Genomic DNA, 18,575 nt, shown 5'->3' with positions numbered 1-18,575 from the left:
GCGGGCCCCTGCACGGAGGCCAGGGCGCATACGCTTGCTCCCCGTGAGCGGTGAGGTGCAGGCGGTGGCGAAGCGCCCGGCGGAGCCGGCGCGCTTCACCGTGCGGCTCACCAACTTCGAGGGCCCGTTCGACCTGCTGCTGCAGCTGATCGGCAAGCACCAGCTCGACGTCACCGAGATCGCCCTGTCGGTGGTCACCGACGAGTTCATCGCCCACCTGCGGGCGCTCGGCGACGAGCTCGACCTCGACCAGGCCAGCGAGTTCCTCGTCGTCGCCTCCACCCTGCTGGACCTCAAGGCCGCGCGGCTGCTGCCCGCCGCCGAGATCGAGGACGAGGAGGACCTCGAGCTGCTCGAGGCCCGCGACCTGCTGTTCGCCCGGCTGCTGCAGTACCGCGCCTACAAGCAGGCCGCCGCGTTCCTCCGCGAGCGCGAGACCGTCGCCGCCGGCCGGTACCCCCGCGAGGCGCCGCTGGAGCCGCGGTTCGCCGAGCTGCTGCCCGAGGTGCTGCTCGGCGTCACCCCCGAGCGGTTCGCCGCGCTCGCCGCGAAGGCGCTCACGCCGAGGGAGCCGCCGACCGTCGGCGTCTCGCACCTGCACGCGCCGCCGGTGAGCGTGGCCGAGCAGCTGCTCGCCGTGCGCACCGCGCTCATCGGTGCCGGGACGCTCACCTTCCGCGCGCTGACCGCCGAGTGCGGCTCGACCCTGGAGGTCGTGGCCCGCTTCCTCGCGCTGCTGGAGCTCTACCGCCAGCAGCGGGTCACCTTCACCCAGCTGGCGCCGCTGGGGGAGCTGCACGTGCGGTGGACCGGCCCGGTGCCCTCCGGTCCCGCCGACCCGGCCGCGGAGGACCCCGCCGACGACGTCGCGACGGAGGACCTGCCGTGAGCGACCGGCCGGAGGAGCAGGAGCCGGACGGGCGGGGGGTGGAGGGGCGGGGCCCGATCTCCTGGGAGACCCTGGCCGCCGAGCTCGAGGCCACCCGCGAGCGGGACCCCGACCGCCCCGACGCGGCCGACCCCGCGGTGTGGGACGCCGTCGCCGCGGAGCTCGCCGCCCGCGTCGCCGAGCGGCCGGCGCCGGGTCACGACGACGTCCCGCCGGTCCCCGAGGAGCCGCTGGTCCTCCCGGGGATGCCGGAGCCGGCGCCGGCACCCGAGCCGGAGCCGGAGGTGGCGCTCGACCCGGCGGAGCTGCGCGGCGGGCTGGAGGCGCTGCTGTTCGTGGCCGACGGGCCGGTCGACGAGGCGACGCTGGCCGGCGCGCTCCGCTGCCCGGTCGCCCGGGTGCGCACCGCGCTGGCCGACCTCGCCGCCGACCACGACGCGCGCCGGTCCGGCATCACGCTGCGCCGGGTGGGGGAGGGCTGGCGGTTCTACACCCGCGAGGAGTTCGCCCCCGTCGTCGAGCGGCACCTCGCGGAGGGGCAGCGGACCCGGCTGACCCAGGCGGCGCTGGAGACCCTCGCCGTCATCGCCTACCGGCAGCCGGTGACCCGCGCGCGGGTGTCGGCGATCCGCGGGGTCGGCGTCGACGGCGTCATGCGCACCCTGCTCGCCCGCGGCCTGGTCGCCGAGGTCGGCACCGACCCCGACAGCGGCGGCGGCCTCTACGGCACGACGCCGCTGTTCCTCGAGCGGCTCGGGCTCACCGGCCTCGACGAGCTCCCGCCGCTGGCGCCGTTGCTGCCCGACCCCACCGCGCTGGCCCGGGAGGAGGACCCGGACCGGTGAGCGTCCTCCCGCACCGACCGGCTCCCGCCGCGGGGGTGGGAGACTGGGCGCGACATGGACACCGCACCGCACAGCGACGAGTACACCGACCCGGACGAGACCCCCGGCACACCCGGCGGTGAGGGCTGGTCGGAGGACATGGAGCTCGCCCCGGCCCACCCCGGCGACCGCGAGCCGTCCGCCGCGCCGGAGGAGCGCGAGGGGGAGCGGCTGCAGAAGGTGCTCGCCCGCGCCGGCGTCGGCTCCCGCCGCGTCTGCGAGGAGATGATCGACCGCGGCCGGATCAGCGTGAACGGCCGCGTCGTCACCGTGCAGGGCATGCGGGTCGACCCGCACACCGACAAGATCGCCGTCGACGGCCGGCGGATCGAGCTGCGCGACGACCGGGTCACCTACGCGCTGAACAAGCCGGCGGGCGTCATCACCGCGATGAGCGACGACCGGGACCGGCCCACCGTCGGCGACATGATCGGCGACCTCGCGCCCGGGCTGGTGCACGTCGGCCGGCTCGACCAGGACACCGAGGGCCTGCTGCTGGTCACCAACGACGGCGAGCTGGCGCACCGGCTGGCGCACCCCTCCTACGAGGTGAGGAAGACCTACCTGGCGCAGGTGTCCGGGTCGATCCCGCGCGACCTGCACCGCCGGCTGCGCGCCGGGATCGAGCTCGACGACGGCCCGGTGAAGGTGGACGCCTTCCACGTCGTGGACACCCACGCCGGCCAGTCGGTCGTCGAGGTCGTGCTGCACGAGGGGCGCAAGCACATCGTCCGGCGGCTGCTGGCCGCGGTGGACCTGCCGGTGTCCCGGCTGACCCGCACCGCGATCGGGCCGATCTCGCTGCAGCGGATGCGCAGCGGCTCGATCCGCCGGCTCACCCGCCAGGAGGTCGGCGCGCTCGAGGAGCTCGTCGGCCTCTAGCCGGCCGCGGCCCGCCCCCCGGGGCGGGGGACGGGCCGCGGGCGGTCAGAGCGCGGTGACCTCGACCGGGGTGGACAGCACCCGGTCCGGCCCGACGACCCGGTCCGGCCCGGTGAGCCGCACCGTCGCCCGCAGCCGCAGGTCCTCGCTCGAGGCGCCGACGGCGAGCTGCACCTCCCCGGCCTCGACCACGCGGCGCAGGTCCCGCCCGGTGAACGACGCCCGGTCGGCGTGCAGGCGGAACGTCACCCGCGCCGCGGCGCCGGCGTCGAGCTCCACCCGGGCGAAGCCGACCAGCCGGCGCAGCGGCTGCACCACGCTGGCCACCGGGTCGGACAGGTACAGCTGCACCACCTCCGCACCCGCGCGGGCGCCGGTGTTGCGGACCGTGCAGGAGACGGTCAGCTCGCCGTCGGTGGCCCACTCCTCGCCGGACACCGCGAGGTCGGACCAGTCGGCGGTCGTGTAGCCCAGCCCGTGGCCGAACGGGAACAGCGGCGTCGGGTCGGCCGAGCTGATCCCGCCGGCGCGGCCGAGGGTGGGCGCCAGGTAGGTGGCCGGCGACCCGCCCGGCCCGCGCGGCACCGACACCGGCAGCCGGCCCGAGGGGTTGACCCGGCCGCTGAGCACGCCCGCGACCGCGCCGGCGCCCTCCTCGCCGGGGAAGAACGCCTGCACGACGGCCGCGGCCCGGCCGGCGACGTCGCCGAGGGCGTAGGGCCGGCCGGTGAGCAGCACGACGACGACCGGGGTGCCCGACTCCAGCAGCGCGTCGAGCAGCTCGCCCTGCACGCCCGGCAGCCGCAGGTCGGCGGCGTCGCAGCCCTCGCCGGAGGTGCCGCGGCCGAACAGGCCCGAGCTGTCGCCGACCACGGCCACGCACACGTCGGCGTCGCGGGCCGCGGCCACGGCGGCGTCGAAGCCGCTGCGGTCGGGCTCCTGCACCGGGCAGCCCGGGGCGGTGGTGACCTCGGCGCCGGTGAACTCGGCGCGGACGGCGTCGAGCAGCGTGGGCACCTCCAGGCCCACCGGCACGTCGGGGTGCTGCGGGCCGACGTGGTTGGGGAAGGCGTAGCAGCCCATGAGGGACAGCACGGAGTCCGCGCACGGGCCGACGACGGCGATCCGCCGCGGCGCCGCCAGCGGCAGGGAGCCGCCGGGGTTGTCCAGCAGCACCACCGACCGCTCGGCGAGCACGCGGGCAATCTCGCGCAGGTGCGGCGGGTCGAAGTCCAGCGGCTCGCCGCTGCGCAGCGCCTCCGGCTCGGGGTCCCAGCCGGCGTCGAGCAGGCCGAGCTCGCCCTTCTGCCGCAGCACCCGCTCCACCGCGCGGTCGACCAGCGCCTCGGGCACCTCGCCCGACCGCACCCGCTCCAGCAGCGGCGCGCCGTAGCAGCGGACCGTCGGCAGCTCGACGTCGACACCGGCGGCCAGCGCCTGCGCGGCGGCCTCGCCGGGGGAGCCGGCGACGTGCTGGGTGGTCTCCAGGAACGAGACGCCGAAGTAGTCGGCGACCACGACGCCGTCGAAGCCGAGGGTCCCGCGCAGCAGGTCGGTGAGCAGCGCCGGGTCGGCGGCGGGCGGGACGCCGTCGACGGCGGCGTAGGAGTGCATCACCGAGCGGGCGCCGCCCTCGCGCAGCGCCGTCTCGAACGGCGGCAGCAGCAGGTCGGCGAACTCGCGCGGGCCCAGCCGCACCGGGGCGTGGTTGCGCCCCGCGCCCGAGGCGGAGTAGCCGGCGAAGTGCTTGAGGGTGGCGACGACGCCGGTGTCCTCCAGGCCGCGGACGTAGGCGGTGCCCAGCGCGGCGACGAGGTACGGGTCCTCGCCGATCGTCTCCTCGGTGCGGCCCCAGCGGGCGTCGACGGTCACGTCGAGGACCGGCGCGAGCCCCTGGTGCACGCCGATGCGGCGCATGAGCCCGCCGATGCCGGCCGCCATCGCGTGCACGGTCGCGGGGTCGAAGGAGGCACCCCAGGCCAGCGGCGTCGGGAACACGGTCGCCTGCCAGGCGGCGAGCCCGGTCAGGCACTCCTCGTGCGCGACGGCCGGGATGCCCAGCCGCGAGCCCTCGACGATGCCGCGCTGGGTGCTGGCCAGGACGCGGGCGCCGGTGAGCGGCTCGACCGGCACGGTGCCGAACACGCGGGTCAGCTGCCCGAGGCCGGGCCGGGTGAGCTCCTCCCACGGCGGGAGCGGCTCGGAGAACTCGTGCTGGTTGGGGGCGACGTCCTCACCCTCGCCGATCGTCGTCCACACGCCGTAGAGCTGGGCGACCTTCTCCTCGAGGGTCATCTGGGCCATCAGCTCGCGCACCCGCACGTCCAGCGGCCGGGACGGGTCCCGCCAGTCGCCGGTGGCGGGTGCGTCGAGCAGGGATCGGTCGGTCACGGGGCGGCTCCAGACGTGCGGGGAGGAGCCGGACGGCGCGGGCCGCCCGGCCGGTGTGCGGGGACGGGGTCAGGGACGGCGGGCCGTGGAGGCGCGCGGGACGAGCGAGGTGGCCAGCTCCACCCGCTGGCTGGTCAGCTCCCGGCCGCTGACCAGGTCGAGCAGCATGCGCCCGGCCATCCGGCCCATGTCGGCCAGCGGCTGGCGCACGGTGGTCAGGGGAGGGGAGGACCAGCGGGCCATCGGCAGGTCGTCGAAGCCGACGACGGACAGGTCCCCCGGCACCGACAGGCCCGCCTGGCGGGCGGCCTCGAGGACGCCGAAGGCCTGCTCGTCGCTCCCGGCGAAGACCGCCGTCGGCGGGTCGGGCAGCTCGAGCAGCTCGCGGGCCCGCTCGTAGCCGCCGTCGTGGTGGAAGTTGCCGTGGCGCACCAGCGCCGGGTCGGCCGGGATGCCGGCGCGGTCGAGCGCGGCGCGGTAGCCGTCGATGCGCGCCCGGCTGCACAGGTAGTCCTCGGGACCGCCGATGACCGCGATCCGCCGGTGCCCCAGCTCGACCAGGTGCTCGGTCGCGGCCATGCCCCCGGACCAGTTGGTGGCCCCGACGCTGGGCACGTCGGGCCCGGGCATGTCGACCGGGTCGATGACGACGACCGGGAGGTGGGAGCGGCCCAGCCGGCGCTGGTCGGCGGCGGTGATCCGCGAGGTGACGACGATGGCGCCGCGGCGGCCCCCGGCGATCAGCGAGCGGACCCAGTCGCCGTCCTGCGGCCGCGCCGCGAGCGAGTCGACGACGATCTCCAGGCCGCTCTCGGTGACGCCGCGCAGCAGCTCGACCGCCCAGGGGCTGTCCAGCGCGGTGAACACGACGTCGACCAGCGGGCTCTCCGGCTCGGGGACCGCGCGGCGGGCGACCGGCACGTAGTCGTACTGGTCGAGGAGGGCCAGCACCCGCTGGCGGGTGGCGGGGGCGACGTCGGTCTTGCCGTTGACGACCTTCGACACGGTGGGCAGCGACACGCCTGCCGCCGCGGCGATGCTCGCCAGGGTCGGGCGGCCTGCCGTCTGCTCGGACACGCGGGGTCCTCCTGGGTCGCCGGTCGCCGGCGGCCGGTGTGCCCGCCGGGGTGCCGTCCAGCCTGGCGTCCCGGGGTGGGCCGGAGGAGGGCCCCGGCGGCGGTGCCGGACGAATGTGAGCGGGAACGCTATCGAAACATCTCCGAAACCGCCAGCCCCGCTCATCCCCGCTGGTCAGTCCGCGCGTGCGTCGGGACGCCCCTGGAGGGCGGGAAGATCGCCTGCGGCGCGTCTGTGGCGGGCGCGTTGACAGCGCCGGTGACGTGGCTTACGTTCTCGCACCACTCCGAAACTTTCGGTTTTCAACGTCGAAACAGAAAGGCGGCGATGGGATGTCATCCCGGCGTCTGACCCGCGGAGCCGCGTCTGCCGGCGCGCTCCTCCTCGCAACGAGCCTGGCCGCCTGCGGCTCCTCCGGCCCCGGCGGAGGCGGTGGCGGCGGCGACACCGCGCAGGTGTGGGCCCTGCAGGACACCGTCCTGAACCCGATCGAGGAGTCCTCGGTCTCCCGGTTCAACGAGACCAGTGAGGCGGGTGACGCCGAGCTGACGACGTTCGGCAACGACCCGTACAAGCAGCGGCTGCGCGTGGCCCTGGGCTCGCCCGAGGCCCCCGACGTCTTCTTCAACTGGGGCGGCGGCAACCTCAAGGAGTACGTCGACGCCGGCGCGGTGGAGGACCTCACCCCGCTGCTGGAGGAGGACACCGAGCTCCGCGACTCGTTCATCCCGAGCGTCCTCGAGGCCGCCCAGCTCGACGGCAAGTACTACGGGATCCCGATGCGCGGCGTGCAGCCGGTCGCGCTCTTCTACAACAAGCAGGTCCTCGACGCCGCCGGCGTCCAGGTCCCGCAGACCTGGGACCAGCTGCTGGCCGCCGTCGACGCCCTCAAGGCCAGCGGGGTCACCCCGATCGCGCTGGCCGGCTCGCAGTCCTGGACCGAGCTGATGTGGATCGAGTACCTGCTCGACCGCGTCGGCGGCCCGGAGGTCTTCCAGGCCATCCGCGACGGCGAGGACGGCGCGTGGGAGAACCCGGCCGTCCTGCAGTCCCTGCAGATGGTCACCGACCTGGTCGACCGCGGCGCCTTCGGCGACGACTTCGCCTCCGTCGGCTACGACGTCGGCGGCGCGTCGACGATCCTCGCCCAGGGCGACGCCGGCTTCCACCTCATGGGGTCGTGGGAGTACGTCAACCAGCTCGGCCAGAGCCCCGAGTTCGTCGAGGCGGGCGACCTCGGCTGGGCGCCGTTCCCGGCCGTCGAGGGCGGCGCCGGTGACCCGGCCAACGTCGTCGGCAACCCGACCAACTTCTACTCGGTGGCCGCGGACTCCGACCAGAAGGACACCGCGCTGGAGTACGTGTCGACCGCGCTCAACGACGAGCAGTACGTCGAGGACCTGGTGGCGGCCGGCGACGTGCCGGCGGTGACCGGCGTCCGCGAGCAGCTGGAGGCCGGGGACAACGCCGACTACACGACCTGGATCTACGACCTGGTCGAGGGCGCGCCGAACTTCCAGCTGTCCTGGGACCAGGACCTGCCCGCCGAGCAGTCCACGGAGATGCTGACCGAGCTGCAGCGCCTCTTCCTCGGTGAGCAGACCCCCGAGGGCTTCGTCGCCGCGATGTCCGCGGCCTGACGGTCCGACACCACCGCACCACCGCTCCACCACACGGCAGGGGAACCGGCATGGCAGGAAGCACCCTCGTGACTCCCGCGGAGAACCCGGCGCCGCCGGCGCCGCGGGGGCGGTCCACCGGGACGCGGGAGCGTCCCTCGGGCTGGTACCTGGCACCCGCACTGGCCTTCTTCGGGTTCTTCGCGGTCCTGCCGATGCTCCTGGTCGTCTACCTCAGCTTCACCGACTGGGACGGCTTCGGGTTCCCGCAGCCGTCCGGGGCGGCGAACTGGGAGCGCCTGGTCGCCGACGGCGAGGCGCGCGACGCCCTGCTGCTCACCCTGCTGTTCATGGTGGCCTCCTGGGCCGTCCAGACCCCGATCGCTCTCCTGATCGGGGTCTGGGCGGCCGGGCGGCAGCGCAACCGCGCCGTGCTCAGCTCGCTGTTCTTCCTGCCCCTGCTCCTGTCGACGGCGGCCATCGCGCTGCTGTGGGCCTCGGTGCTCGACCCGAACTTCGGGGTCACCCAGGCGCTGCCGTTCCTCGACCGGTTCAACTTCCTCGGCGACACCGAGATCGTCATCTACACCGTGGTCTGGGTCGTCTCCTGGCAGTACGTCCCGTTCCACACGCTGCTCTACCAAGGCGCGGCGCGGCAGATCCCGCACAGCCTCTACGAGGCGGCCACCATCGACGGAGCCGGCCGCTTCCGCCAGTTCTTCACGATCACGCTGCCGCTGCTGAAGTACACGGTGATCACCTCCAGCGTGCTCATGCTGGTCGGCTCGTTCACCACCTTCGACACGATCCTCATCCTCACCGGGGGCGGTCCCGGGACGACGACCCGCATCGCGCCGCTGTACATGTACATCACCGGCTTCAGCGGCTTCGAGTTCGGCTACGCCAGCGCGATCGCGGTGCTGCTGCTGGTGCTCGGCGCCGGCCTGTCCCTCTTCGTCACCCGCATCACCGGCTTCCGGGCCATGCAGAGCCAGCAGGAGGGCCTGTGACCGCCACCGCGCTGCCCACCACCGGCGCGGCCCCCGCGCCCGCCCGCCCGCGCCGCCGGGGCCGCCGGGAGCGCCCCAACGTCCTGGCCGGCGTCCTGTCCCTGGTCTGGCTGGTGCTGGTCGCCGTCCCGCTGTACTACCTGGTCTCGGGGAGCCTGCGGACCCGGCAGGACTACCTGTCGGACAACCCGCTGGTCCCGCCGTCGAACCCGACGCTGGACAACTACCGGACCGTCTTCGAGGGCGGGTTCACGACCTACCTGCTCAACACGGTCGTCGTGACGATCGCGACGGTGGCGATCGTCGTCGGGCTGACCCTGCCGGCGGCCTACGCGGTGGCCCGCAACGCCGGCCGGTTCGTGCAGCGCGGCTTCTCGCTCATGCTCGTCGGCCTGGCCATCCCGGCGCAGGCGGCGATCATCCCCGTGTACCTGATGATCACGCAGATGCGCCTGTACGACACCCTGCTGGCGATCATCCTGCCGACGGCGGCCTTCGCCATGCCGGTGGCGCTGCTGGTGATGGTCAACAGCCTGCGCGACATCCCCGGCGAGCTGTACGAGGCGCAGACCCTCGACGGCGCCGGTCCGTTCGCCGTGCTGCGCCACCTGGTGCTGCCGCTGGCCAAGCCGGCGATCACCACGGTGTCGGTGTTCACCTCGCTCACCGCCTGGAACGGCTTCCTGTTCCCGCTGGTGCTCACCCAGTCCGAGGACAACCGGGTGCTCACCCTGGGCCTGTGGGACTTCCAGGGCCAGTTCGGCACCAACGTGCCCGGACTGCTCGCGGCCGTGACCCTGTCGGTGGTGCCGATCTTCGTGCTCTACCTGGTCGGCCGCCGGTACCTGCTCAGCGGCCTCACCGCCGGCTTCGGCAAGTAGCTCAGTGCGGTCGCAGCCAGCGCGCGGGGTCGGCGACCACGCCGGCCAGCGCGCGCAGCGCCGCCCCGGTCGCCCCGGCGGCCGGGGCGGCGAGCGCGGCCTCCACCCGCGGCCGGCGCCAGCGGGCCGACAGCACCCGCCGGCCCAGCGTCTCCTCGAGTGCCGGGCACAGCTGTGCGGCCAGCTCGCCGAGGTGGCCGCCGAGCACGACGGTCGGCACGTCGAGCACGTTGAGCACGCCGGCCAGCGCCACGCCCAGCGCCCGGGCGGCGCCGTCGACGGCCGCGCGGGCCGCGGGGTCGCCGTCGGCGGCGCGGCGGGCCAGCTCGCCGGGGCCGGTGTCGCGGGGCAGCCCGGCGGCGGCCAGCAGCGCGTCGCGGCCGGCGTACTGCTCCAGGCAGCCGGTGGACCCGCAGCGGCAGGCCGGCCCCGCGGGGTCGACGCACACGTGGCCCATCTCGCCGGCCCAGCCGGAGCTGCCGCTCACCACCCGGCCGTCCATGACGGTCGCGCCGCCGACGCCGATCTGCCCGGACAGGTAGACGAAGTCCCGGTGCGGCCCCGGCCGGCCGGGCGCGGTCTCGGCGACCGTGCGCGCGGCCAGGTCGGCCTCGTTGCCCAGGACCAGCTCCGCGGGCAGCGGCGGGCCGAGCAGCTCGGCCGGGCGCAGGTCGGACCAGCCGAGGTTGGGCGCGCGCAGCAGCACGCCGGCGTCGACGTCGACGATGCCGGGCAGCGCGAGGCCGGCGCCGGCGACCCGGGCGCCGTCGGGCAGCCCGTCGAGCAGGCCGGCGGCGAGCCGGCCGAGCCGGGCGAGGGTGGGGCCGGGGTCGCTGCCGCGGAAGTCGCCGGGCTCGACCCGCTCGCCCACCACCCGGCCGCGCAGGTCCAGCACCCGGCCGGCGAGCAGGCCGGCGTCGGCCTGCAGGCCGAGGGCCACGACCCGCGCGCCGGGGGCCAGCGGCGTGGCCGGGCGGCCGCGGCGGCCCGACGGCGCGGCCTCGACCTCGTCGAGCAGGCCGCCGGCCACAAGGTCGTCGGCCAGCCGGGCGGCGGTCGCCCGGGTCATCCCGGTGGCCGCCGCGACGTCGGCGCGCGAGGGTGGGGTGGTGGCGGAGCACACCGTCCGCAGCACCAGCGCGAGGTTCGCCGGCCGGGGGGTCGAGGGCCGCGCGCGAACCGTCTCGGGGCTCGTCACGGACTCGGACACGGGGTTGAGGTTAGCTGTGACGTGCATTATGTTCTAGTCCGAAACAAAATCAGCGCCGCTCCGCCGGCCACCGGCCTGTGCGCATCCCCGCACGGCCTCCCCGTCGAGTTCCCGGGAGGAACCCCATGACGCAGCCCACCCGTGAGGACAGGTTCTCGTTCGGCCTCTGGACGGTCGGCTGGACGGCGCGCGACCCGTTCGGCGAGGCCACCCGGCCCGAGCTGGACCCGGTCGAGAGCGTCCACAAGCTCGCCGAGCTCGGCGCCTACGGCGTCACCTTCCACGACGACGACCTGATCCCCTTCGGCAGCGACGACGCCGCCCGCACCCAGCGGATCGACGCGTTCACGAAGGCGCTGGCCGACACCGGCCTGGTCGTGCCGATGGTGACCACCAACCTGTTCACCCACCCGGTGTTCAAGGAGGGCGGGCTCACCGCCAACGACCGCGGCGTCCGCCGGTTCGCGATGCGCAAGGTCATGCGCAACATGGACCTCGCCGCCGAGCTCGGCGCGCAGACCTACGTGCTGTGGGGCGGCCGCGAGGGCGCCGAGGTCGACAGCGCCAAGGACCTCAAGGCCGCGCTCGACCGCTACCGCGAGGGCATCGACACCCTGGCCCAGTACTCCGAGGACCGCGGCTACGGCCTGCGCTTCGCCCTGGAGCCCAAGCCCAACGAGCCCCGCGGCGACATCTTCCTGCCGACCATCGGCCACGCCATCGCCTTCATCAACACCCTCGAGCACGCCGACCTGGTGGGCGTGAACCCCGAGGTCGGGCACGAGCAGATGGCCGGCCTGAACTACACGCACGGCATCGCCCAGGCGCTGTGGCAGGGCAAGCTCTTCCACATCGACCTCAACGGGCAGAAGGGCCCGCGCTACGACCAGGACCTCGTCTTCGGTCACGGCGACCTGCTCTCCGCCTTCGCCACCGTCGACCTGCTGGAGAACGGCTTCCCGTCCGGCGGCGCCCGCTACGAGGGCCCCCGCCACTTCGACTACAAGCCGCTGCGCACCGAGGACGGCAAGGGCGTCTGGGAGTCGGCCGCCGCCAACATGCGCACCTACCTGCTGCTCAAGGAGCGGGCCGCCGCGTTCCGCGCCGACCCGGAGGTGCAGGAGGCCCTCGCCGACGCCGCCGTGCCCGAGCTCGCCCAGCCGACCCTCGGCGACGGCGAGACCTACGAGCAGCTGCTGGCCGACCGCTCGGCGTTCGAGGACTTCGACGCCGCGGCCGCCGGCGCCCGCCGCGGCGGTCAGGTCCGCCTGTCGCAGCTGGCCCTCGAGCACCTGCTCGGCGCCCGCTGATGGCCCTGGTCGCGGGGGTCGACACCTCGACCCAGGCCTGCAAGGTCGTCGTCCGGGACGCGGCGTCCGGTGCCCTCGTGCGCGAGGGCCGGGCGCCGCACCCCGAGGGCACCGAGGTGGCCCCCGCGGCCTGGGCGGCCGCGCTGGAGCAGGCGGTGGCGCAGGCCGGCGGGCTCGACGACGTCGCCGCCGTCGCCGTCGGCGGCCAGCAGCACGGCATGGTCTGCCTCGACGGTGACGGCCGGGTCGTGCGCGACGCCCTGCTCTGGAACGACACCCGCTCCGCCGGCGCGGCCGCCGACCTCACCCGTGAGCTCGGCGGCCCGCAGGCGTGGGCCGACGCCGTCGGCCTGGTGCCGGTGGCGTCGTTCACCGTCACCAAGCTGCGCTGGCTGGCCGAGCACGAGCCGGCCAACGCCGAGCGCACCGCCGCGGTCTGCCTGCCGCACGACTGGCTCACCTGGGTGCTCGCCGGGCAGCCGGGTCTGGGCGCGCTGGTCACCGACCGCGGCGACGCCAGCGGCACCGGCTACTGGTCGGCCGCGACGGGGGAGTACCGGCCCGACCTGCTGGAGCGCGCCTTCGGCAGCACCCCGGTGCTGCCGCGGGTCCTCGGCCCGGCCGAGGCGGCCGGGACGGTGGCGTGGGCGGGCACCACCGGCGCCGTGCTCGGCCCGGGCACCGGCGACAACGCCGCCGCGGCGCTGGGCCTGGCGGCCGAGCCCGGCGACGTCGTCTGCTCGATCGGCACCTCCGGCGTCGTCTCGATCGTCTCCACGACCCCGGCCGCCGACCCCAGCGGCGCCGTCGCCGGGTTCGCCGACGCCACCGGCAACTACCTGCCGCTGGTGGCCACGCTCAACGCCGCCCGCGTCCTCGACGCCACGGCGCGGCTGCTGGGCGTCGACCACGCCGAGCTGTCCCGGCTGGCGCTGTCGGCCCCGGCCGGCGCCGGCGGCCTGGTCCTCGTGCCCTACCTGGAGGGCGAGCGGACGCCGGACCGCCCCGACTCGACCGGCGCGCTGCACGGCCTGACCCTGGCCACCTCCACCCCGGCCTCGCTCGCCCGCGCCGCCGTGGAGGGGTTGCTGTGCGGCCTCGCCGACGGCCTCGACGCCGTCCGCGCCACCGGCGCGGAGGTGCGGCGGGTGTTCCTCGTCGGCGGCGGCGCCCGCTCGGAGGCGGTCCGCCGGATCGCCCCCGCCGTCCTCGGCGTGCCGGTGCTCGTGCCGCCGCCGGGGGAGTACGTGGCCGACGGCGCCGCCCGCCAGGCCGCCTGGGTGCTGTCCGGCGCGGCCGCCGCACCCGAGTGGCCGCGGCCGGGCACCGAGGTGCACGAGGCCGACCCGACCCCCGCCGTCCGCGAGCGCTACGCCGAGGTCCGCGACCTCACCGCGAACCGGATCTGATCCACCCCGAACCACCGGCACCGTCGCCGTACCCCCGAGGAGCACCCCCATGGCCACCGTCACCTACGACTCCGCGACCCGGATCTACGCCGGGGCGGACCGGCCGGCCGTCGACGCGCTGGACCTGCAGGTCGAGGACGGCGAGTTCCTCGTCCTGGTCGGCCCGTCCGGCTGCGGCAAGTCCACGTCGCTGCGGATGCTCGCCGGCCTCGAGGACGTCGACTCCGGCCGCATCCTCATCGGCGACCGCGACGTCACCGACCTGCCGGCCAAGGCCCGCGACATCGCGATGGTCTTCCAGAACTACGCGCTCTACCCGCACATGACCGTGGCCGACAACATGGGCTTCGCGCTCAAGATGGCCAAGATCGGCAAGGCCGAGATCGGCGAGCGGGTGCGCGAGGCGGCCAAGCTGCTCGACCTCGAGCAGTACCTGGACCGCAAGCCGCGCGCGCTGTCCGGCGGCCAGCGCCAGCGGGTGGCCATGGGCCGGGCGATCGTCCGCAAGCCGCAGGTCTTCCTCATGGACGAGCCGCTGTCCAACCTCGACGCGAAGCTGCGCGTGCAGACCCGCACCCAGATCGCCCAGCTGCAGCGGCGCCTGGGGATCACCACGGTCTACGTCACCCACGACCAGACCGAGGCGATGACCATGGGCGACCGCGTGGCGGTGCTCAAGGACGGCCTGCTCATGCAGGCGGGCAAGCCGCGCGAGCTCTACGACCGGCCGCGCAACGTCTTCGTCGCGGGCTTCATCGGCTCCCCGGCGATGAACCTCGTCGAGCTGCCGGTGGCCGACGGCGGCGTCCGGTTCGGCGACACCGTCCACCCCGTCGAGCGCGAGGTGCTCGGCCGGGCGGCCGCCGACCGGGTGGTGCTCGGCGTCCGGCCCGAGGACCTCGAGGTCGGCGAGCACGGCATCCCGGTGGAGGTCGACGTCGTCGAGGAGCTCGGCGCGGACGCCTACGTGTACGGCCATGCCCTCCTGGACGGGGCGGACCTCGACGGGACCCGGCACACCGTCACCGTCCGGGTCGACGGGCGCCGCCCGCCGCTCAAGGGCGACCGGGTGCACGTCACGCCGCGCGCCGGGCACGTGCACCTGTTCTCCACCGTCGACGGCGAGCGGCTCGGGTGAGCCTCCCGCCCACCGGCGAGCAGCACGTCCTCCGCCGCGGGGACGCCGAGGCCGTCGTCGTCGAGGTCGGCGGCGGCCTGCGCACCTACCGGGCCGGCGGCCGCGACGTCGTCGACGGCTACGACGTGGCCGAGATGGCCGCGGACGTGCGCGGGCACGTGCTCGCGCCCTGGCCCAACCGGCTGCGCGACGGCGTCTGGTCCTGGGACGGCGTCCGGCACGTCACCCCGGTGACCGAGCCGGAGCGGGGGACGGCGATCCACGGCCTGGTGCGGCACGTGCCCTGGCGCGTGCTCGACCGGGCCGAGGACCGGGTGGTCCTCGGGTACGTGCTGCACCCGCAGCCGGGCTACCCGTTCACCCTGCGGCTGCAGGTGGCGTGGGAGCTCACCGACGACGGCCTGCGGGTGACCACCACCGCCACCAACGAGGGCGGCACCGACCTGCCCTACGGCGAGGGCCACCACCCCTACCTCGCCGCCGGCCCGGGGCTGCGGGTCGACGACTGCACCCTCACCCTCCCCGCGGCCACCCGGCTGCTGACCGACGACCGGCTGCTGCCGGTCGGCCGCGAGCCGGTGGAGGGGACGCCGTTCGACCTGCGCGCCGGACGGCGGGTCGGCGACCTGGTGGTCGACGACTGCTTCACCGACCTCGCCCGCGACGCCGACGGCCTCGCCGAGGTGCGGCTGGTCCGCCCGGACGGCAGCGGCGCAGTCGTCTGGATGGACGCCTCCTACGGGCACCTGCAGGTGTTCACCGGCGACGTCGTCGAGCCGCCGTCGCGCCGCCGGCACGGGCTCGCCGTCGAGCCGATGACCTGCCCGCCGGACGCGTTCCGCTCCGGCGAGGCGGTGCGGCGGCTGGCGCCGGGGGAGTCCACGACCGGCACCTGGGGCATCCGCCCGCTCTGACCGCCGGGGCGCGGGTCAGGCCGTCAGCGCGAGGCAGATCCAGCACAGCGGGTCGCCGGCGTCGTCCCGGTCCTCGGGCCAGCACCACACCGCCGGGTCGAGCAGCGTCACCGGGGCCAGGCACACCGACCGGCCGACCAGCAGACCGTCGCCGCCCACCGCGTGCAGGCGGCCCATCGGCAGGTCCAGCGACTCCCCGCCGCACTCGAGGGGGCGCACCGCGTCCGCGCCCATCGTCCAGTGCTCGCGGCGCCGCGTGTCCGCGCTCACCGGAGGACGAGGCGCTCGCCGGCGGGCATCCGGCGGGCGAGGTCGGCGAGCAGCGCCCGGGCGTCGTCGGCGACGGTGGCCGCGTCGAGTCGCACGACGACCTGCCGGTGGCCCAGCCCCCGGAGCCCGGTCACGGTCCGGCACAGCGCCTCGGCGCCGATCCGGTCGAGCCGGCCGCGGACGCTGATGACGCCGGTGGTCCGGTCGGTGCGCGCGGTGGACAGCGGGGGCAGCGGGCGGGCCCCGGCCTCGGGTGCCCGCTGGGTCGCGGGCGCTCCCGAGGGGACGCGCCGTCGGCAGGGACGGGTGCGACGGTGGGCCTCTTCTCGACTCACCCCCCGACCGTGACGAATCCGTCCGAAACGTCCCAGGGCCCTAGGTCCCTGGGGCAGGCGTGTCCGCCGTGGGCCGACACGCAAGGGGCGCGGCCCGTCACGGTCCGCGGTGGGGGCGGGCCGGGCGGCGGGGTCAGGCAGTGCGCGGACGCGGCGGCGGCACCGGGCTCGGCGGGACGTTCTGGTTGAGGTGGAACAGGTTGTCCGGGTCGTAGCGGCGCTTGACCTCGGTCAGCCGGGCGTGGTTCGCGCCGAGGTCCTCGGCCGCGCGGGGCGCGTCGTCCGCCGAGGCGAAGTTGGTGTAGCCCCCCGGCTCGGTGTACGGCCGCAGCGCGGCGAAGTAGTCGCGGACCCAGCGGATCATGCGCTCGTCGTCCGCGGGGTCGGCCCACATGCCGGCGATGTTGGCCACGTAGCGGGCGTCCCGGTGCCCGAAGGCGGTCGCGTCGCTCGCCACCTCCCGCGGCGCGCCGTCGAGCGTGTACAGGTGCATCGTCCCGGTGACCACCGGCAGGCGGGCCCCGTGCTCGACGTGCACCGCGATCGCCTCGTCGGGCAGCTCGGTGACGAAGGCGTTCTTCCAGTAGCTCCGCGTGCCCGGTGGGAGCAGCGGGTCGAACAGCGCGTTGACGGCCGGGTAGGGCATCGGGGCCACCATCTCCGCGGCCGGCGGCGCGACACCGCGGATCCCGGCGAGGAACCGCTCGCCGTCGGCCGGGTCCCCCGTCCAGCAGGAGACGACGACCGCGAAGGGCTCGCCGACGCGGTCCTCCGGGATGAACGGCAGCGGGGGCGCCAGGTGCATGGCGGGGTAGCCGCCGTACTCGCGCGGTGCGGCGGAGATCGTGTCCCGGAAGTGCGCGAACACCGCCGGTCCGTCGGTGAGCTCGAAGAACTGCAGGCCGACCAGGACGTTCTCCGGGATGGCGTGCAGCCGGTACGTGAACTCGGTGACGACGCCGAAGTTGCCGCCGCCGCCGCGCAGCGCCCAGAACAGGTCCGGGTGCTCGTCCTCGCTGGCGGTGAGCTGCTCGCCGGCGGCGGTGACCACGCGGGCGGAGAGCAGGTTGTCGCAGGTGAGCCCGTGCGCGCGGTTCAGGTAGCCGATCCCGCCGCCGAGCGTGAGGCCCCCGATCCCCGTGGTCGAGATGATCCCGCCGGGCGTGGCCGTGCCGTGGGCCGCGGTGACGTCGTTGAGCCGTCCCCAGGTCGTGCCGCCCCCGGCCCGGGCGGTGGCCGCCGCGTCGTCGACGTCGACGTGCTGCATCGGGGACAGGTCCGCCACGATCGCGCCGTCCCGCGTCCCGAACCCGGCCACGCCGTGGCCGCCGCCGCGGACGGCGAGCTCCATCCGCTGGTCCTGCGCGAGCCGGACGACGGCGACGACGTCGTCGGCGGTCGCGCAGCGGACGACCGCTGCGGGGTGCGCGTCGATCGCCCCGTTCCACACCCGCCGGGCCTCGTCGTACCCCGCGTCCCCGGGCCGGATCACCTGCCCGGTCACCCGGTCGGCCAGTGTCGTCAGTGCCTGGGTCATGGCTGCTCCTCGAGGACTCGAGTCGCACGCGCCGCGGGCTGAGCACGCGCCGGTCGCGGCGGCGACCCTAGTCCCGTGCGCCGCCGTCCGGGGCCCTGGAGGAGCGCCCCGGGAGGGGCACCGTCCGGGGCGGCGTGCCCTCCCCGCCCGTCGCCGCGCGGCCACCGCCGGTCCTCTCCGGGGTCGCCGTCATCACCGGCTCCCGGAGGAGCCGAGCGGGCCGCGGCGCCCCGGGCGACGTCGGGTGCGGTCACCGGCGACCGGGAGGTGGCGCGGGGTACCTAGACTCGACCGGGCACCCCTGATCCGGGAGCCGGGACCGAACGAGGAGGGTGCACGTGGCCGTACGGGCCATCCGGGGCGCGACACAGGTGGACGCCGACGAGCGCGAACAGGTCCTCGAGGCCACCCGGGAGCTGGTGAGCACCGTGGTCGAGCGCAACGGCCTCCACCACGACGACATCATCAGCATCCTGTTCACCGCGACCCCGGACCTGGTCTCGGAGTTCCCGGCGCTGGCCGCGCGCGAGCTCGGGATGGGCGACGTGCCGCTGATGTGCGCCACCGAGATCGGCGTGCCGCACGCGCTGCCGCGGGTGCTGCGGCTCATGGCGCACGTGGAGACCGAGCGGCCGCGCGGGGACATCCAGCACGTGTACCTGCGGGGTGCCGTGGCGCTGCGACGGGACATCGCGCAGTGAGCGAGCGTCAGCGAGCGGAGACCACTGCGCGGAGCGACAGCGCAGTGAGCGAGCGTCAGCGAGCGGAGACCACTGCGCGGAGCGACAGCGCAGTGAGCGAGCGTCAGCGAGCGGAGAC

Annotated in this window: 17 protein-coding genes; 11 read left to right on the top strand and 6 right to left on the bottom strand. The window is 75.5% G+C overall.

Features of this window, described 5'->3' with window-relative positions; translation table 11 throughout:
• Positions 1 to 43: 43 nt before the first annotated feature.
• The 3 genes from ACI8AK_RS21810 to ACI8AK_RS21800 are packed head-to-tail and all read left to right on the top strand — an operon-like array spanning position 44 to position 2,655.
• Entirely contained in the window at positions 44 to 889 is an 846-nt protein-coding gene (locus tag ACI8AK_RS21810; RefSeq protein ID WP_456957985.1) for a segregation and condensation protein A, read from the top strand.
• Positions 886 to 1,734, top strand: a complete 849-nt coding sequence (gene scpB / locus ACI8AK_RS21805; RefSeq protein ID WP_456902383.1) for an SMC-Scp complex subunit ScpB — start codon at positions 886 to 888, stop codon at positions 1,732 to 1,734. Before ACI8AK_RS21810 ends, scpB begins: the two co-directional genes overlap by 4 nt.
• Before the next feature lie 54 nt (positions 1,735 to 1,788).
• Positions 1,789 to 2,655, top strand: a complete 867-nt coding sequence (locus tag ACI8AK_RS21800) for a pseudouridine synthase (RefSeq protein WP_387988054.1) — start codon at positions 1,789 to 1,791, stop codon at positions 2,653 to 2,655.
• A gap of 45 nt (positions 2,656 to 2,700) precedes the next feature.
• Here the strand turns inward: ACI8AK_RS21800 and ACI8AK_RS21795 are convergent, their stop codons facing one another.
• The gene (locus tag ACI8AK_RS21795) at positions 2,701 to 5,046 is read right to left on the bottom strand and encodes a beta-xylosidase/alpha-l-arabinosidase (protein WP_456957983.1); all 2,346 of its coding nucleotides are present in this window, start codon (positions 5,044 to 5,046) and stop codon (positions 2,701 to 2,703) included.
• Between the two features lie 69 nt (positions 5,047 to 5,115).
• A complete protein-coding gene (locus ACI8AK_RS21790; protein WP_456957981.1) occupies positions 5,116 to 6,123 on the bottom strand; it encodes a LacI family DNA-binding transcriptional regulator in 1,008 nt (335 codons plus the stop codon).
• Between the two features lie 455 nt (positions 6,124 to 6,578).
• On the opposite strand from ACI8AK_RS21790, the gene ACI8AK_RS21785 reads away from it, so the two are divergent.
• From ACI8AK_RS21785 to ACI8AK_RS21775, 3 genes are read left to right on the top strand one after another with little or no spacing between them, the layout of a single operon-like run.
• The gene (locus ACI8AK_RS21785; RefSeq protein ID WP_387988057.1) at positions 6,579 to 7,763 is read left to right on the top strand and encodes an extracellular solute-binding protein; all 1,185 of its coding nucleotides are present in this window, start codon (positions 6,579 to 6,581) and stop codon (positions 7,761 to 7,763) included.
• 50 nt (positions 7,764 to 7,813) lie between these two features.
• On the top strand, positions 7,814 to 8,752 hold the full coding sequence (locus tag ACI8AK_RS21780; RefSeq protein WP_387988058.1) for a carbohydrate ABC transporter permease: 939 nt from the start codon (positions 7,814 to 7,816) through the stop codon (positions 8,750 to 8,752).
• The gene (locus ACI8AK_RS21775; RefSeq protein ID WP_387988059.1) at positions 8,749 to 9,633 is read left to right on the top strand and encodes a carbohydrate ABC transporter permease; all 885 of its coding nucleotides are present in this window, start codon (positions 8,749 to 8,751) and stop codon (positions 9,631 to 9,633) included. The genes ACI8AK_RS21780 and ACI8AK_RS21775 overlap by 4 nt, the downstream gene beginning before the upstream one ends.
• A 1-nt stretch (position 9,634) precedes the next feature.
• Here the strand turns inward: ACI8AK_RS21775 and ACI8AK_RS21770 are convergent, their stop codons facing one another.
• Complete coding sequence (locus tag ACI8AK_RS21770) at positions 9,635 to 10,843, bottom strand: ROK family protein (protein WP_456957979.1); 1,209 nt, start codon at positions 10,841 to 10,843, stop codon at positions 9,635 to 9,637.
• A 125-nt stretch (positions 10,844 to 10,968) separates the two neighbouring features.
• Between ACI8AK_RS21770 and xylA the strand changes: the two genes are divergently transcribed.
• The 4 genes from xylA to ACI8AK_RS21750 are packed head-to-tail and all read left to right on the top strand — an operon-like array spanning position 10,969 to position 15,614.
• Positions 10,969 to 12,153 carry a xylose isomerase gene (gene xylA / locus ACI8AK_RS21765; protein WP_456957977.1) on the top strand — a complete coding sequence of 395 codons (1,185 nt, stop codon included), beginning with the start codon at positions 10,969 to 10,971 and terminating at the stop codon, positions 12,151 to 12,153.
• Positions 12,153 to 13,562, top strand: coding sequence for a xylulokinase (gene xylB / locus ACI8AK_RS21760; protein ID WP_387988062.1), 1,410 nt, complete (start codon positions 12,153 to 12,155; stop codon positions 13,560 to 13,562). The genes xylA and xylB overlap by 1 nt, the downstream gene beginning before the upstream one ends.
• A 49-nt stretch (positions 13,563 to 13,611) precedes the next feature.
• Complete coding sequence (locus tag ACI8AK_RS21755) at positions 13,612 to 14,700, top strand: ABC transporter ATP-binding protein (protein ID WP_387988063.1); 1,089 nt, start codon at positions 13,612 to 13,614, stop codon at positions 14,698 to 14,700.
• Positions 14,697 to 15,614, top strand: coding sequence for an aldose 1-epimerase family protein (locus tag ACI8AK_RS21750; RefSeq protein ID WP_387988064.1), 918 nt, complete (start codon positions 14,697 to 14,699; stop codon positions 15,612 to 15,614). Before ACI8AK_RS21755 ends, ACI8AK_RS21750 begins: the two co-directional genes overlap by 4 nt.
• 15 nt (positions 15,615 to 15,629) lie before the next feature.
• Here ACI8AK_RS21750 and ACI8AK_RS21745 read toward each other — a convergent pair whose 3' ends face one another.
• The 3 genes from ACI8AK_RS21745 to ACI8AK_RS21735 form a co-directional block, all read right to left on the bottom strand.
• A complete protein-coding gene (locus ACI8AK_RS21745) occupies positions 15,630 to 15,884 on the bottom strand; it encodes a hypothetical protein (RefSeq protein ID WP_387988065.1) in 255 nt (84 codons plus the stop codon).
• Complete coding sequence (locus tag ACI8AK_RS21740) at positions 15,881 to 16,219, bottom strand: hypothetical protein (protein WP_387988066.1); 339 nt, start codon at positions 16,217 to 16,219, stop codon at positions 15,881 to 15,883. The genes ACI8AK_RS21745 and ACI8AK_RS21740 overlap by 4 nt, the downstream gene beginning before the upstream one ends.
• A 133-nt stretch (positions 16,220 to 16,352) precedes the next feature.
• Positions 16,353 to 17,756 carry an FAD-binding oxidoreductase gene (locus ACI8AK_RS21735; RefSeq protein ID WP_387988067.1) on the bottom strand — a complete coding sequence of 468 codons (1,404 nt, stop codon included), beginning with the start codon at positions 17,754 to 17,756 and terminating at the stop codon, positions 16,353 to 16,355.
• 338 nt (positions 17,757 to 18,094) lie between these two features.
• Between ACI8AK_RS21735 and aroH the strand changes: the two genes are divergently transcribed.
• The gene (aroH, locus tag ACI8AK_RS21730) at positions 18,095 to 18,457 is read left to right on the top strand and encodes a chorismate mutase (protein WP_456902392.1); all 363 of its coding nucleotides are present in this window, start codon (positions 18,095 to 18,097) and stop codon (positions 18,455 to 18,457) included.
• Positions 18,458 to 18,575: the final 118 nt, after the last annotated feature.

Source organism: Geodermatophilus sp. SYSU D00867 (assembly GCF_054050315.1).
Note: the sequence above shows the minus strand (reverse complement) of the source record. Positions and strands in the feature narration are given on the sequence as shown.